16 protein-coding genes are annotated in these 15,957 nt (G+C 37.7%); 4 read left to right on the forward strand and 12 right to left on the reverse strand.

Features of this window, described 5'->3' with window-relative positions:
• The first annotated feature begins 195 nt into the window (after positions 1-195).
• A complete protein-coding gene (locus tag OOA_RS06095) occupies positions 196-669 on the forward strand; it encodes a YehS family protein (protein ID WP_008911266.1) in 474 nt (157 codons plus the stop codon).
• Between the two features lie 164 nt (positions 670-833).
• Here the strand turns inward: OOA_RS06095 and OOA_RS06100 are convergent, their stop codons facing one another.
• From OOA_RS06100 to OOA_RS06125, 6 genes are all read right to left on the reverse strand, one after another.
• Complete coding sequence (locus OOA_RS06100; RefSeq protein WP_008911267.1) at positions 834-1,736, reverse strand: LysR family transcriptional regulator; 903 nt, start codon at positions 1,734-1,736, stop codon at positions 834-836.
• Between the two features lie 79 nt (positions 1,737-1,815).
• Positions 1,816-2,517: a phosphohydrolase gene (locus OOA_RS06105; RefSeq protein WP_008911268.1), complete on the reverse strand. Its 702-nt coding sequence runs from the start codon at positions 2,515-2,517 to the stop codon at positions 1,816-1,818.
• 162 nt (positions 2,518-2,679) lie between these two features.
• Positions 2,680-3,639: an acetyl-CoA carboxylase carboxyl transferase subunit alpha gene (gene accA, locus OOA_RS06110; protein WP_008911269.1), complete on the reverse strand. Its 960-nt coding sequence runs from the start codon at positions 3,637-3,639 to the stop codon at positions 2,680-2,682.
• A gap of 128 nt (positions 3,640-3,767) precedes the next feature.
• Positions 3,768-4,184 carry a helix-turn-helix domain-containing protein gene (locus OOA_RS06115; protein WP_008911270.1) on the reverse strand — a complete coding sequence of 139 codons (417 nt, stop codon included), beginning with the start codon at positions 4,182-4,184 and terminating at the stop codon, positions 3,768-3,770.
• Positions 4,185-4,278: 94 nt separating this feature from the next.
• Positions 4,279-4,818: a GNAT family N-acetyltransferase gene (locus OOA_RS06120; protein WP_008911271.1), complete on the reverse strand. Its 540-nt coding sequence runs from the start codon at positions 4,816-4,818 to the stop codon at positions 4,279-4,281.
• A 14-nt stretch (positions 4,819-4,832) separates the two neighbouring features.
• Complete coding sequence (locus OOA_RS06125) at positions 4,833-6,293, reverse strand: AMP nucleosidase (protein WP_008911272.1); 1,461 nt, start codon at positions 6,291-6,293, stop codon at positions 4,833-4,835.
• 619 nt (positions 6,294-6,912) lie between these two features.
• Between OOA_RS06125 and OOA_RS06130 the strand changes: the two genes are divergently transcribed.
• Positions 6,913-7,455 (forward strand): NADAR family protein, encoded by a 543-nt coding sequence (locus OOA_RS06130; RefSeq protein WP_008911273.1) that lies wholly within the window; start codon positions 6,913-6,915, stop codon positions 7,453-7,455.
• Positions 7,456-7,506: 51 nt separating this feature from the next.
• On the opposite strand, the gene OOA_RS06135 is transcribed toward OOA_RS06130, so the two are convergent.
• The 3 genes from OOA_RS06135 to OOA_RS06145 all read right to left on the reverse strand — a co-directional run bounded on the left by OOA_RS06135 (position 7,507) and on the right by OOA_RS06145 (position 9,155).
• Entirely contained in the window at positions 7,507-8,082 is a 576-nt protein-coding gene (locus OOA_RS06135) for a helix-turn-helix transcriptional regulator (RefSeq protein WP_008911274.1), read from the reverse strand.
• A 51-nt stretch (positions 8,083-8,133) separates the two neighbouring features.
• Positions 8,134-8,358, reverse strand: a complete 225-nt coding sequence (locus tag OOA_RS06140; RefSeq protein WP_008911275.1) for a hypothetical protein — start codon at positions 8,356-8,358, stop codon at positions 8,134-8,136.
• 338 nt (positions 8,359-8,696) lie between these two features.
• On the reverse strand, positions 8,697-9,155 hold the full coding sequence (locus OOA_RS06145; protein ID WP_008911276.1) for a GNAT family N-acetyltransferase: 459 nt from the start codon (positions 9,153-9,155) through the stop codon (positions 8,697-8,699).
• Positions 9,156-9,262: 107 nt separating this feature from the next.
• Between OOA_RS06145 and pdxR the strand changes: the two genes are divergently transcribed.
• Positions 9,263-10,738: a MocR-like pyridoxine biosynthesis transcription factor PdxR gene (gene pdxR / locus OOA_RS06150; RefSeq protein WP_008911277.1), complete on the forward strand. Its 1,476-nt coding sequence runs from the start codon at positions 9,263-9,265 to the stop codon at positions 10,736-10,738.
• Positions 10,739-10,928: 190 nt separating this feature from the next.
• Positions 10,929-11,510, forward strand: coding sequence for a YebB family permuted papain-like enzyme (locus OOA_RS06155; RefSeq protein ID WP_008911278.1), 582 nt, complete (start codon positions 10,929-10,931; stop codon positions 11,508-11,510).
• Between the two features lie 83 nt (positions 11,511-11,593).
• On the opposite strand, the gene alr is transcribed toward OOA_RS06155, so the two are convergent.
• From alr to OOA_RS06170, 3 genes are all read right to left on the reverse strand, one after another.
• Positions 11,594-12,820: an alanine racemase gene (alr, locus tag OOA_RS06160; protein ID WP_008911279.1), complete on the reverse strand. Its 1,227-nt coding sequence runs from the start codon at positions 12,818-12,820 to the stop codon at positions 11,594-11,596.
• A gap of 643 nt (positions 12,821-13,463) precedes the next feature.
• Positions 13,464-13,811, reverse strand: coding sequence for an HNH nuclease YajD (yajD, locus tag OOA_RS06165; protein ID WP_008911280.1), 348 nt, complete (start codon positions 13,809-13,811; stop codon positions 13,464-13,466).
• Positions 13,812-14,214: 403 nt separating this feature from the next.
• Positions 14,215-15,678 carry a hypothetical protein gene (locus OOA_RS06170; RefSeq protein WP_008911281.1) on the reverse strand — a complete coding sequence of 488 codons (1,464 nt, stop codon included), beginning with the start codon at positions 15,676-15,678 and terminating at the stop codon, positions 14,215-14,217.
• Between the last annotated feature and the right edge of the window lie 279 nt (positions 15,679-15,957).

The raw sequence follows: 15,957 nt of genomic DNA on the forward strand, positions 1-15,957 counted from the left end.
GCTGAGTGCAGTCAACACCCATATAGCTTGAAGTATGACGTGTATACTAGCTTGAAGTCATACATGTATATTGATAAACCTTCAATTAATCTCTATCATGCCCCCAATAAACGACCTGATATTTTTGAATCTCAGCATTGATAGTTATCTTTGGTGATTGATTTAGAAAAAACAAATAATGGAAAATCAATAACCATGCTTAATAATTATGTTTTACGTAGTGTCCGTTATATGCTCGACCTGAGTGATAACCAAATGGTTGAGATTGTTAAACTCGCTGATTTAACTGTCACCAAACCTGAAATGCTAAACTGGTTAAAAAAAGATGATGACCCGCAATATGTTGAGTGTAATGACAATGTACTTGGTCATTTTCTTAATGGATTGATCTTTTTCCGTCGAGGTAAAGATGAAAATCATCCTGTTCCAGAAATTGAAGCGCGGATCACAAATAATATTATTCTAAAAAAGCTCCGTGTCGCTTTTGAATTAAAAGATACTGATATGATAGATATCTATCAAAAAGTTGATTTTCGAGTATCTAAGCCTGAATTAAATGCAGTGTTTCGCAAACCTGGTCACAAAAACTACCGTGATTGTGGTGACCAATTGCTGCGTTATTTCCTGAAGGGCTTAACGATGCAATTACGAGGTGTTAGCGCCAAATAAATTGAGTAGCTGATAAGCGCCTAAATTTGCAACACCCGCCAGACAATATGATGTTTGACGGGTGTAATGCTTGTTTAAATTCAATTATATCATTTCAAACGATTAAAATCCTTAACCCCAGATTATTTATACTATTGCATCTACTACTGCAACATATCGTAATTTCATTGTTCTGTTGTGGGAAATTTCTCTGTCAGATACTTCAAAAATGCATCAATCTTCAGTGACAATGAACTACGGCTGGCATAGATTGCTCGTAATTCAATCGGAGCAGGCTTCTCATTAAAATCAATAACTTCAAGCAGCCCTTGTTTGATATCTAATTGGCAAGCTTCTTGCGCCAATATTGCATAACCTACTCCCTTAAGTGCCGCGGCTTTAGCTAAAATACCGCTATTTACACGATATTGACTATTGATACTGATCTTCTGCTGTTGTTTTTTTTGATTAATAAAGATCCACGGCTGCCCAAATAATGCACTAAAACTTGAGATGCACGGCATATTTGTAAGCTCAGCTATATTGTTTGGCCGACCCGTTTTCATGATTAAACTGGGTGCAGCCACGACAACACTTTCCCACGATTGAATGATCCGCGAATGATAACTACTATTCTCTAATTCACCACGATGAAATGTTAATAACAGATCAATATCATCCTTAATCACATCTAAAGGCATCAATTGCGTATCACAATGTATCGCCAATTGTGGGTGTAATAAGGCAAAATCAGCTAATAGCTCTGCCAATAATAGACTACCGGCTTCACTGGGAACAGTAATACGTAATGTTCCAGTTAATCTATTGGGATGACTTATTTGCTCCAACGTTTCATCAAGTTCTAAGTACAGCTTTTGGCTTTGTTTCAATAAGATTGAGCCTTGCTCGGTCAACCTCATGCGCCGTGTTGTTCTTTCAATTAACCGACAATTAAGTTGCTCTTCTAGCTGTTTAATACTGCGACTCACAGTTGACGTCGGCATAACCAACTGCTGCGCAGCACGAGCAAAGCTGCCTAAAGAAGCAACTGAAACAAAAACCTTTAATAAATTCAAATCAACTGGCATTTATATCCTTAATAGTCATTGATTCATTAAGTATACAGTTTTTAAGTATTGTTAAATCAGCTTATTTATCATGATGTTTTCATTCCAGCGGCAGTGAAAATTTTTCGATAATAACATTATCAAATATAACGTTGTTACCATTAAGCTCTGCGCTTAATTTCGCCATAAATTGGACTAAATAATTGGCATTTTGAATGGCAAGCAATCTACCGGCAGGTGTTTGCATTGTTTCAGGTAATTTAAGCAATTTTTCTTGAAAATGATCTAATGCCCATTGTTTATCATCTAATAAACGGTTTTCAGCAAAAGGGTCATTTGCGTCAAAAAGTGCTCGATTCAATAAACCACTGACTGAAAATACACGCGCTAATCCTATTGCACCAAGCGATTCTAATCTATCGGCATCTTGAACAATTTTGGCTTCAATCGTCGTCGGTGTCACATTTGCACTAAAGCTATGAGCGATAATGCAATGAGATATTGGTGCGTAATAATCTTTAGGTAGGGTTGGAAAGTGTTTTTGCAGAATATTAATAGTTTCTGTTGCACTCAACGATGACGCTTCGGCTCTTTGTGGGTGATCCTTCGGCAAGTTAACGAAATCATGAAAATAACATGCAGTTAGAACAATTAATGGGTTAACCTCATCAGCTGTCTGCATCAGTTTTTGCGCTGTCATCCAAACACGCCGAACATGATAAATATCATGGGCATTGTCGTTATTAACCCAATGTTGTTGTAGATAGTTATCAAATTGATTCGACCAGTCACATATATTCATTCACGTCTCCGATAACGTAATTCAGATACGTGACAATATACACAAAATAATTCAAGAAGCATGACCGTTAATGAGCCTACGCAATCAACATTGCTGTATTTCCATCAGTATTAGGCTTGTTGTATCGCGCAATATCACTCGAATTATTTTGGTTATATGTAATTAGCAGTAACCGAAAGCCATTATTTTTTGATAACGCTCAGCCAACAATGTTTCAGTATCCAGTTTTTTTATTGCAGATAAATCGGTAAGTAACTGTTGCTTTAAATGTTGGCTCGCAAGCAAATAGTCACGATGAGCACCACCAAGAGGTTCAGGAATAATCGTATCAATAATGCCTAATTCCTTGAGGCGTTTCGCCGTCATTCCCATCACCTCTGCGGCGATTTGAGCTTTCTGCGCATCTTTCCAAAGAATGGATGCACATCCTTCTGGTGAAATCGCCGCATAAGTGCTGTATTCCAGCATATTAATGCGATCGCCAACACCGATTGCTAACGCACCACCGGAACAACCTTCTCCGGTGATCACACAGACAATAGGTGTTGCCAGTCGAGACATCTCCATAATATTTCGCGCAATAGCTTCTGCTTGGCCTCGTTCTTCAGCTCCAATTCCGGGATAAGCTCCCGCTGAATCAATAAAAACCACCACAGGCAAATGGAAACGCTCGGCCATCTTCATTAAACGCAATGCTTTACGATAGCCCTCAGGCGAAGGCATACCAAAATTACGCAATACTTTTTCTTTTGTGGTTCTACCTTTTTGCTGACCAATAACCATAATGGGTTGATCATCAAGGCGAGCTAATCCCCCCACTAATGCTTTATCGTCGGCAAATGCCCTATCACCTGCCAGCTCTTGAAATTCAGTAAAAATTAAAGAAATATAATCAAGGGTATAAGGTCGCATTGGGTGCCTAGCCAATTGGACGATTTCCCAAGCACCAAGCTGAGAAAAAATGGTTTTGGTTAATGACAGACATTTTTTTTCGAGGAGTTTTATCTCTTCATCAAGATTAATTTCAGACTGATGACCATTTTTTTTAAACGTCATTAAGGCGTCGATCTTTTCATTCAGTTCGACTATAGGTTTTTCAAATGCAAGAAAATGAATAGACATAGGCCCCTTCAAAGCAATACGGCAATAACGTAAGTGTAGTGAAGTTTTCCAGGGCTTTCTATGAACGATAATAGGATTAATTGTTATCCCAAATGGGATAATCAAGTGAAAATAAAACCAGCTATAACTTATTTATGTAATTTACGATTTGTTTTCAACGCGATCGCCATGATTTTTTGAAACTTAGGACAAGCGAGATGATTCTCTTCAGAGCAATTGGCAATGTGTAATAGACCACTTTTAAGCACTAGTAAACTTTCAATCATTTTCTGAATTTCATCCGCCTTTGCGGCAAGGTCACTTCTATCAATATTCGGGCCATTTTTCTGGTTCAGCATGGCGCTTATTTCATCGAGCGAAAATTTAGCCTCTCGCCCTAGTGAAATAAGTGACAAACGAATAAGTATATTTTGGGCGTGATATACACGTTTCAGACCTTTACGACCAATCGGGGTGATGAGGCCTTTCTCTTCATAGTAACGAAGCGTGGATGCAGGCAAGCCAGATAATTTACTTACCTCAGAAATATCTAATTCATCAACCATAAATACACCTTAACTAATTCGAGTTGCATGAATGTTGATACCATCCCATACAACTCAAAGTTTGACGCGATAACTCGGCTCAAAAAACAAGCGGTTATCTTAATGCTTTTTTGAGTAAAACCGTGCAAGCACCATTCATTAATACTTCTTTTTGGATAATATACCCTAGCTTTTGCGCGACACGCAGTGATGGCGCATTATCCGGTGCGATAAAACAAATTGATTCTTGAAATTTGTTCTGTTCAATCAACCATTTTAACGCTGCCTGCATGGCTTCAGTAGCATAGCCTTTCCCTTGAAATTCAGGCGCTATAACCCAGCCCGCTTCAGGTATTCCTTTTATCGCAGGTTGGATGACACGGTGAAAATCAGCAAAACCGAGATCACCAACATAACTCCCAGTTTCCTTTTCTCGTACTGCCCAATATCCAAAACCCAGTAATGGCCATAGTCCGATATAAGCAAGCATCCTCATCCATGAATCACGCTCAGTTGACGGCGAACCTCCAATGTGACGAACCATCGATTCGGTTGCCCAAAGCTGAGTTAGTGCAGAAAAATCACTCTGTTGATGCCCTGATAAAATTAATCTTTCAGTCTCGATTTGAGGAATAATTCCACTACTATTTATCATGATTTAATTCCTTGTTACCTAAAAGGCGGTTCATCAAATGTTCTGAGTTTTCGTGAGTGTAATTTATCACCCTCTTGCCGTAATAAGTCTATGGCTCGTATCCCTATCTGTAAGTGCTCTGAGATAGCACCTTCATAGAAACTGTTTGCTTGCCCCGGTAATTTTATTTCGCCATGTAGAGGTTTATCCGAAACACACAACAACGTCCCATATGGAACACGGAAACGATAACCTTGAGCTGCAATGGTTGCACTTTCCATATCTACAGCAACTGCTCGACTTAAACTAAAGCGACGTGCAGTTGCAAAAAAGCGCAACTCCCAGTTACGATCATCAGTCGTCACTACAGTTCCTGTTCGTAAACGCTGTTTAACTAATTCACCCGGCATATTACTAACTTGCTTGGTGGCATCATACAAGGCGCGCTGCACTTCTGCGATGCTTGGGATCGGGATATCGGGTGGAAGCACATCATCTAAAATATGGTCATCACGCAAATAGGCATGTGCCAATACGTAATCACCAATTTTTTGGGTTTCACGTAAACCACCACAATGCCCAATCATCAGCCATGCATTGGGTCGCAATACCGCTAGATGGTCACAGATATTTTTAGCATTTGATGGACCAACACCAATATTCACTAGCGTAATTCCCGCACCATCTTTAGCCATCAAATGGTAAGCTGGCATTTGGAATTTCTTCCATGTCAGGTCAGAGGTTGCGATTTGCGGGTCGGCATTTTCAGCCGTCAAGTAGTTATGACCAACACAAGATAACCCAATATAGCGGCTATCCGGATCTTTAATTTGCTCGCAGGCCCAGCTGACAAATTCATCTACATAGCGATTATAGTTAGTAAACAAGATATAGGGTTGAACATGCTCTGGTGGAGTTCCCATGTAATGCTTGAGCCTTGCCAATGAAAAATCAACACGCAATGCATCAAAATGCGAAAGTGGCATTTCATCCGTCGATTGAATCAGTCCATCTGTAATATCATCACTGATATTAGCGAGATCGGTAATAGGGAAATGTGCAGCAAGGCTACTGCTCATACTTCTATCTAGCACCAAATCAGAGCCATCGATGACAAATGGATATGGGATCTCTGTTTGCGATGGTTTGACGGTAAAGGTAACGTCGTAATCTTGTTGTAGAATGGTCAACTGTTCGGTTAAATATTGACGAAATAGTTCCGGTTGAGTAATCGTGATGCAGTAATTACCGGGCTTAATGAATCGTGCATATGCTCGTGTTTTTTCACAGTGGTCGATTTTGCCACTCCATTCAACACACAGCTCGGGATATGCAAATAATCCGTTTTTTCGAGCATCGGCATCCGGTAACTGCCCTTCGGTTATATAAGTCGCAATTGAACTTCTCAGCGAATCAATGGCATTTGAATAGAGTAACGATAGCTTGTTTAAAACTTCATCGATAGACTGCTTTTCATAATTCTGATTTTGTTCCAAAGACACACATAACTCCTTATCGGATGAAGTAATTACTCGATAACATAGTGTAACTATGCATCTGTTGCAAAATATTTATCTTTACTTTTTAGCTATTTGATACTTCTAATGCATGTTTAGTACTCATACTACTAATAATGTCAATACTACGATAACAACTTGTCGTGTCAAAATTTTGGTCATTAATGATTGGGGATTATTCCAATACTGGTAGGTAACATCTGTTTGTAGCGCTTAAAAACATGCAAAATAATTAAAATCACATACAATTAAAAATATTCCTGCAATCTTAAACATAAATTTGTTTCATTTTAAATGACTTATCAATAATAGAGATAAAATATCGTGACATGTCACGATAACTAAAAAGCACCTAAAATCGATCACTTCTTTTATGTATTAAGATGCGTGTAAAATAATTCAGAATACATGTAACTGAACAAATTCGCTCTCGCAACAATCTTAAAAACTGTTTTATTTTAATCAGTTAGATTACATAAAATGAGCAAATTGTGATACATCACGTTATTGAGCAACCACCAAAATACAATTCCCCCTTTTTATTAAGTTTAAATATAGCTACCCTAAATAGATATTTTTCAAATTTAGATTAATCATTATGGATATACAAAACCTTTGTAAACAGTACCGTACAGGTAAAAAGTTTAAGTACCTTTTTTTCTGGGGGCATCAATCAAAACAAAATCAAATCACCAAAAGTTGCTTTAGCCAGTGGTACCCAGCCCCTTTTATCGTGGATGGTAATCGTTTTGCCAGTGCTGAGCATTTTATGATGGCAGAAAAAGCCCGATTATTTAGCGACCAAGATATTTTCACTAAGATAATTAATGCGCCTAATCCGGGTGCTGCAAAAGCATTTGGTCGAGAAGTTCGTGGGTTTAAGCAAGATATCTGGGAAGCTCATCGGTTTGATATTGTCGTTAGTGCAAACCTCGCTAAATTTTCACAAAATGCGGAATTACAGCAGTTTTTATTAAATACAAAAGAAAGAGTTTTAGTTGAAGCCAGCCCTGTCGATAAAATATGGGGAATTGGCCTTGCTGAAGATGCAGAAAATATTGAAAATCCACTAACGTGGAAAGGATTGAATTTACTTGGTTTTGCTCTGATGGAAGTTCGCGCCCAGTTAGCCATTAAATAACCTAAAATTAAGTCTGATTAGCTCCTTTACGACCTAAAAAGGAGCTAGTACTTAACTTGTCGTCTTATCTTTTAATTCTTTAACTTGCCTGCGTGATACGATTTTTTGGGTTAGAGAATCCACCTCTGATGCCTCAATACTCACGCTTACACGCAGTGCTAAATTCCATTTGCTTAACGTTTTTGCATTAGCAGCTAATTCAGGTTGATCTTTTAACCGTCCGTGTTTCTGCAACCAGCTGGCAACTTCAGCCCAATCCCACAAGGGAGATTGCCCTTTGACTCGCTGTATTGGGCTAGGGAAATCCCCTGAACCTCGAGTACCATCTTTAAGCATCGCAATAGCTTGTCGAGACAAATGCGTTAACTCTGCAATATCGCTCAATCCGACTAATGTAGAATCCACTGATTCAACTATCGCACCAATCCCTGCGGACTCAACATCCTTCACTGCTGATTCAATCGCTACATCTAATGAATCCGCTTCCCTATCAAACTCTAGATAAACAGACTTGCCATAAAAGCAGATTAAGGCATCACTACAACCACTTTCATATAACGTATCTTCAAGTTGTGTTGTCTCGCTGTTCACACCTGAAAGCATGAGCGTAAAATTAAATAAACTCATTATATTCTCCATTTAAATAGGAGGCTTATACCGCCTAGCATAAATAACAGATCAATTGCAGTTGTCTACTTTTCGTCTGATCTGCTTGGCATGGTTCTCAGGATTACTGGGAGTCGACCATACACTCATTTGATGGCTTTGATGTTCATTTTCGGCATTGCCACAGCGTAAACGGCAAAATGCATGTGATGAATTCCCCGATGAAACCAAAACCCAGCCTTGTAAAATCGCGTATTCAATGGCTGCTTGAATATGCTTATTCGGATGTCGTTTCATTTCCCTCCGATATCAGTACTCTATCCATATTGTTGACACCCGTCAACGATTGTGAGTTTATAATACTTCTCACCCCTTAACGTCTAACAGCAAAAAGCCTGTAGATGCTTGTAATAACTTAACAATAAATTACTCTGAACTTTATCTGAAACAGACAATGGGTATTTATTTGGGAGCGAAAACACAAATCCCACGGTTTAAAAAACGTGGGATTAATAAGGAGAACAACAAGATCACAAATAAGATAGGAAACTAAACTTTAAATTATTCAACAAACAACTTTGCTTGAACGAATAATTAGCATCCATAATTTCCATAGATTAAGGGATAGTTATCTTTTACAGCGGCATTCTATACTGGATCACTCCCGGTTTTTTGGCGACCCAATCATACAGCCTGTGAGCTCGCAAATTAGTTTCTTGTGTATGCCAATATAGGCGGTCACACGCTTGTTCTTGTGCCTGCTCCTGAACAAATTCAATCAGCTGTTTACCCACTTGACGCCCTCTTACATCAGGTGAAACAAATAAATCTTCTAAATAACAAAATTTATTTTTTGCCCAAGAAGAACGGTGATAAAGGTAATTTACAAAACCAACGACTTTATCTCCTTCGAGCGCCACTACACAATGCATAGGTTCCTTTTTATCGAAAAATCGCTCCCATGCTTTTAGCGTAGTTTCTTCACTTAAATCAACTTTATAAAACTCTTGATACTGCAACCAATAGACTAGCCACTGTGGATAGTGATCAGGAGAAGCAAATTCGACAGTAATAGGTAACACATTGTTATTCATAATATATCCTTTTTAAATCTAATCAGCTGTAACAATGCCGTTATTTTACATATCCATCTGGTACTGTATAAGATACACTTTTGATATTTATTCAGGATCCACTTTTAATGAAACGTAAACCACAAGCTCAGTTCCCTCATTTACTCTTAGAGGCAGGCTATATCAAAGAAAGTGTTTATCATACGATCAGAAATGCCATTTTAGATGGGCGACTTACAGCAGGGATCAAACTTCCATCCAGTCGGGATCTTGCTGAAATGATGTCAATCTCTCGTAATTCTGTGATAGCAGGCTTTGAACGTCTCACTGATGAAGGCTATCTGATCACCAAACAAGGTTCTGGCACCTATGTTTCAACAACGGTGCCTGATGAATTAGTTCGATTAATATCAAAAACCTACCATATCGAGCCACCCCAATATTCTGAACTCAACCTTAATCCGGTCATCGCTCGTTTAACACCACTGTGGGAAAACTCTCGCCCCAATACCGATAAACAAGCAATGTTTAATATTGGTATTGGCTGCATCGACCAGTTTCCACATGATTTATGGGGGCGACTTTTGGGCCGTGTTTGGCGAAAATCAAAGTATGAAATAACGCACTACAACCATTCAAATGGTTATCCACCTCTCAAAAAAATATTAGTTGATTATGTTCGCTCAACTCGTGGTGTTAATTGCCATGAGGAACAAATAATTATTGTGAATGGCACCCAGCAAGCCATTAATTTAGCAGTGAATGTATTACTCAAAAAAGGGAGTTCAGTCTGGTTAGATGACCCAGGATATGATAGTGCTCGAGCCGTTCTGACTGCATCAGGCGTTAACATAGCCCCGATCCCCGCTGACGATGAAGGAATGGACATTGCTTATGCAGCAGAACATTATCCTGATGCCAAATTGATTTATACGGCGCCATCCCATCAGTTTCCTCTTGGTACAACATTGAGCTTACCAAGGCGATTAGCACTTTTAGAATGGGCGCAGCAAAATGAAGCGTGGATTTTTGAGGATGATTATAATAGCGAATTTCGTTATCTCTCTAAACCAATCCAAGCACTTCAAGGGCTTGATACCCACCAACGTGTCATTTATGCGGGCACCTTTTCCAAAATGATGTACCCCGGTTTTCGTTTAGGGTTTCTTATTGTTCCTAAAGCTCTTATCGAACCGTTTACTATGATGAAGTATTACAGTGATAGCCGTTCAGGCTATTTAGAACAAGCTGCTTTAGCGCAATTCATACAAGAAGGCCACTACGCTCGCCATGTTCGTAAAATTCGTAAGACCTGCTATTTACGCCAAAATGCATTAATTGAGGCGATTAATCGCTATTTACCCCATATCTTTCAAACAGAACAAACGGATTCAGGTATCCATGCTGTCTGTTGGATAAAGTCTGGATATAATCAGGAAAGCATACTCTCAGCCTGCCATAATTTAGGCTTTGGTGCACAGGCTCTATCTCGTTATTGCATTAATAATCAAAATAATAATGCAATTTTGTTTGGTTATGCTGCGCACAGCGAAATAGAAATTACCAACAGTATTATTGCATTGAGCCAAGCATTAGATACTTAAAATCACACCAGAATCGATACAAAAATAAATCAACGATCAACCACTTCGATAATTAAGATTTATAACACCTATTTTCAGTCGGTATCTGATTTTACTCATCCTTTACAGCCGATAAGCTACCCCATAAACAAGGGTATTTGTGATTGCTAAATACCTAACTTGGCATTTTCAATAATCTTGAGGTGTAAAAATGACAACGAATGATGACTCCCGTCCACTGGAAGTCGGCGATATTGTTTTTACCAGTATTGGTACTTCACTGTTTCGCCAAATTGCATCCGCATCTTTATGTTGGAGTAACCATGTTGGTCTAATTATTGGCTATGATGGGCAGGATTATTTAGTCGCTGAAAGCCGTATCCCGCTATCAACGACCACCACATTAACCCGCTTTATAGAACGCTCTGCGGATAAACGCTATAGCATACGACGTTTATCGACTTACCTTTCCGATGAGCAAAAACAAGCATTAGTCGCTGAAGTTCCATCGAGGCTGAACAAATTTTATCACACAGGTTTTGACTACCATTCTTCTCGGCAGTTTTGCTCTAAATTTGTTTTTGATATTTATAAATCTGCGTTATCGATCAATATCGGCAAGATTGAAACATTCCAAGAGTTACTCGGCAAAAATCCTCATGCAAAGCTTAATTTTTGGAAGTTATGGTTTATTGGCCATATCCCTTGGGAACGAGCCACCGTAACACCTGCCAGTTTATGGGGGCATCCACAACTCGAACTGATTTATCGAAGTCATGAGGATATTCACTGACTATCGCCAACGAAAAAGATAGCCCTCTAGATAAGGGCTATCTTTATAATTTTAGGGCAACAGTTATGCTTTACCCTAGTGATTTATTCCACTAAAACACGAGGATTGGTCGCACCCCAAAGGATTGACATTTCAGTGAAAAGTGCACCACTGATATCTTCAATCTGCTCTGCGGTGATTTCTGCGTTACCTTGCTTACCAAAGAAGACCACTTCATCACCCGGCTGAACTTGCTTCAGATCTGTCACGTCAACCATGACGGTGTTCATTGATGTCTTACCGAGCACAGGAACACGTTGTCCATTAATCAGTGCAAAACCTGCGTTACTGAACACACGACGATAGCCATCCGCGTAACCGACTGGGATATTGGCTAATACTGAGTCACGTTTTAATGTATAAGTACGGTCATAACCAACAGTATTACCTTTCGGATAATGATTTACCGCTGCGATATTTGATTTGAATGTCAACACGCGCTTATATTCATCTGTCGCAATGGTATCACCATAAAAAATACCACCAACACGCACCATATCCAGCCATGATTCTGGTACTGTAATGGTTGCAAAGGTGTTTGCAACATGCAGAGTTACATCTTTGCGGTTTAACCCTGTAATATCCAGAACTTGTTGAGATTGCTTATTAAAGCGAGCGAGATCTTTTCTGATCTGAGCTTCATCTTCTTCAGGATAATGCGACATGATGCCGACAATTTTTAGCTGTGGTAATTGTGAAATCAGTTTTGCTTCATTCAATCCAGCCGCATTACCAACTTCTAGGCCATTACGCGACATGCCACCGGAGTTTAATGCCAAATGGATAGGGATCGTTTTACCTTGTTTTGCTGCAATTGCATTCAGGCGCTGTGCCATATCGAGATTACCAATCAACTCTTCGACATCATACTGTGTCGCTTGTGCCATCTCTTGTTCAGTTGCATTACGGACCCGCATTAAGCGGCCTTTAAAGCCGAGATTTCTGACCGTTTGTAATTCTTGGTTATTTGTCACACCAATGCATTGTACATTGTTTTCAATCATGATTGGTGTCACTAAAGAGAGATCATGCCCATAAGCATCGCCTTTGAGGACAGCACAAAGTGAGGATTTATCGCCCAACAAGTTTTGCACTTTTTTGATATTAAATTCTAACGCACTGCGTGAAATCTCAATCCATGCATTATTGACGGCAACAGGCTGAACCTGAGCGTTTTCAGTCGTAATATTATTTTTGGTATTAACAGGTTGTTGACATGCAGCCACTACGAATAGAGGCAACAAAGCAAGATATCGAAGCTTGAAAGACATTAAATTTACCTTATCCCTTTAAAAATGTTTTTTTATTACCCTTGGATCATTTTTTGTGATTAATCAGGACTTGATTATATTTAGCACAATGATTGCTGTGCTTATGATTTACCACACAAAACATATATATAGAGGTTATTACTGTCCGTGACAAATTTTTCTTTGCGACTTTGCGTAGCAAACGTTAATCAAAGTCAAATAGATAAGATTGGCAGATAAAATAGTCAGTTTATTTTTGCTACGAAGGTTTCAAGGCAAAGAATTTTGATCACATTAAGCTTATGTGGCTATCAGTAAAAACGAAGAAAATATAGATTTAAGGGGATTTTGGAAAGAATTAAAACAAAGTATGGGTGCTTGCCCTGCTAAGCTCATATTTAGGCCAACTTTTGAAACTATTTTATGCTCCATAAAAGATTATCGGAGCCTGTGTTCTAATTACCTATACTAAACCAATCACTTGATAATAATCACCGATTCTAAACTCGCTATCTATTTTCAAAAGACGATTCGTCTTGCTTTATCATAAATAAACTTAAGGAGAGCAATATGCCCTCCTTTCTCTATCGCAACTGATTTCACATTAAGTATGCCGACAATAAGCCACTAGAGAATACATTGATTAAAAAACACCCAGCTATACTTATTTCTTTTTATTTAACATCGATTTTAGATCAGCAAAAGGATTATAGGTTGCAGCTTCAACATCGTTTTGCGCATCCTCTCCCGCCACAACTCTTGTGCCGTACAGATCAGCTTCAGTGTACTTGGAGTGTTCATTGTCATGACAAAACAGACATAACAACTCCCAGTTACTACCGTCTTCAGGGTTGTTATTGTGATCGTGGTCGATATGGTGAACTGTTAATTCACGTAGGTTTGAATAAACAAACTCCCGAGTACAGCGCCCACATACCCACGGATAGATTTTTAGTGCTTTCTCACGGTAGCCGCTTTCCAACCGTGCATAGTTTTTTGGGATCAGTGCCATTGCCAATGTTACCTGTTATAAAAGATAATTATTACGATAATAACCCCAAATATACCCTATTGGAACAGTAGGATAAATGTAAAAATGAATAGAATTTCGATGGGGGTTTATTGCTATAACAGATTGTATCGCTACCTGCTCTGATGGGGATCATTTTATAAAGTTACGATAGCTTCGGTGATATCGAAAAAGGCTGCAATACCATTTAGGTTGAATAGGTTGTTTACACTGTAGGAAAACATGAAATCAATTCATCGCATGCTAGGTGTTGACGCTATTCGCTTTAAATAATATGCGGTACTAGTTTTATGATACAAGTGAAAAACAAAGAACTGAATTAGCTTAAACTTAAGATAAGCAAACTGAGAATATGTATCCCCCAGTTTGCTTATTGATATAGCGATTAAGATTTATATTTAGCTAGCGCCTCTTCAATTTTATTTAATTCCATTTCAATCGTTCGATCACAAATATTTGGTAACGCTTTTAATTTTAATAAAAACACCTTTCTCTCATCATCATTGAGAGTCCAACTATTGGCTATCCCATTAACTAGATAGTTACTACAACCAGAATCATAACTACCCGAAGTTTTTGTTTCATAGTTATAATCTTCAATTATTAATAGCTGATTATCAATTAAATAATCAATTACCTCAGCATTACTGACATAGAATGCATAAAAAATTAAATTTATACTTTCCTTTTTATAAAAATATGAATCAATATCATTGATAACTGTATTTTCTAAAATGTCACTATCTTTTTTAACCTCTTCAATTAAAAAAGGTAAGTTATTCGTTAGTATATTCATGGCTAATCGATAACTATCTTGACTTGGCGGCTTTATCTTTAAGTAAAAATTAGCAGCTTCAACGCGTCTATACTCTATCATTTCATGATAATCGCTATCACGAAGACTAATATAATTAATAATTTCAGGATTTAGTTCAACTAATTTCACTAACCTATTAATATAAATAAGAATAAGCGACTCACTATTCTCATGCGCAACATTATACACTAATGACCAAATGGTTTTTTGTTTTGATTCCTCATCAAGCAAAGGAAAATACTTACTTGCAAAAAGTTCTTCAACATGTTTATTTAGCTTAAAATGTTCTGTTATTTGCTTATCAAAGAAAGACCATAGCCAGTATCTATCTTGTTTTAAGTTATTTATATCAATATCTTTCTTAACAAAATAACAATTAAAAATAAATTCTAATGATTCAATGGGCGCCTCGGACCTAAATGATGCATACCATAAGTAATCATCTAATTCATTTTTAGCTAAACTGCAATCTTTGCCTAATTCCATTTCTAAATTCAGAATGTCACCATTACTAATAAATGAATATATTTTATTTTCGAAATCAACATTTAATTTTTGAGGGAAATAAATGGCATTATAGAGAATGAAAGAAGCTATAAATGCAATAAACAAATACTTTAGTTCTTTAAACTGTAAAATATTAAAGAAAAAATTTGGCATTGTAAAAATAAAAAAGGTACTAATAGTAAATAAAAAATCAACACCCCCTCCCAACCCAATCGAACTAGGTATTTTTGCATTAACGTAATAAGCATAATTAACCATTGGGATTAGAATGATCCCAATAATTAAGAAATTACGTTTCCATCCTTTTTTATTGTCAATAGCTAACTTAAGATTATCAGTCTCATTTTTTTCAAACGATTCTTTTACATTTGATGTGTGTTTTTTATATTTTTGGTTATCTACAGAGGCTTCATTATCTGAATTTGTATCATTGAACGCATTCGAAATTGAATTGAAGTAGGATATCAACAAAATAATTAAGATTACTGCACCAATCGCAAGAACATAACCAAGACCATCAAACATAATAATTCCATTTATCATTAGCGAATATTAGAGTGCAGTTCTAGTATTTAATTTTTTTTAGGTAAATAAGATAAATCTCAGTAAAATACAATTCCTTATTTTTGATGGCTGTTAGCTTAAACACAGCTCGTAAAACCAATCACACTTGAACATTTTTAGGCACTTCTGAGCCATTTTTGATGATTTTATTGACTAGTCCTGATATAGGTTGACAACTTTTCAGGCATAAAACGCTCGATGAACCTCATTGGGCGTTTTATAATTTAATGATAAATGCGG

This window comes from Providencia burhodogranariea DSM 19968, from assembly GCF_000314855.2.
GTDB classification, from domain to species: domain Bacteria; phylum Pseudomonadota; class Gammaproteobacteria; order Enterobacterales; family Enterobacteriaceae; genus Providencia; species Providencia burhodogranariea.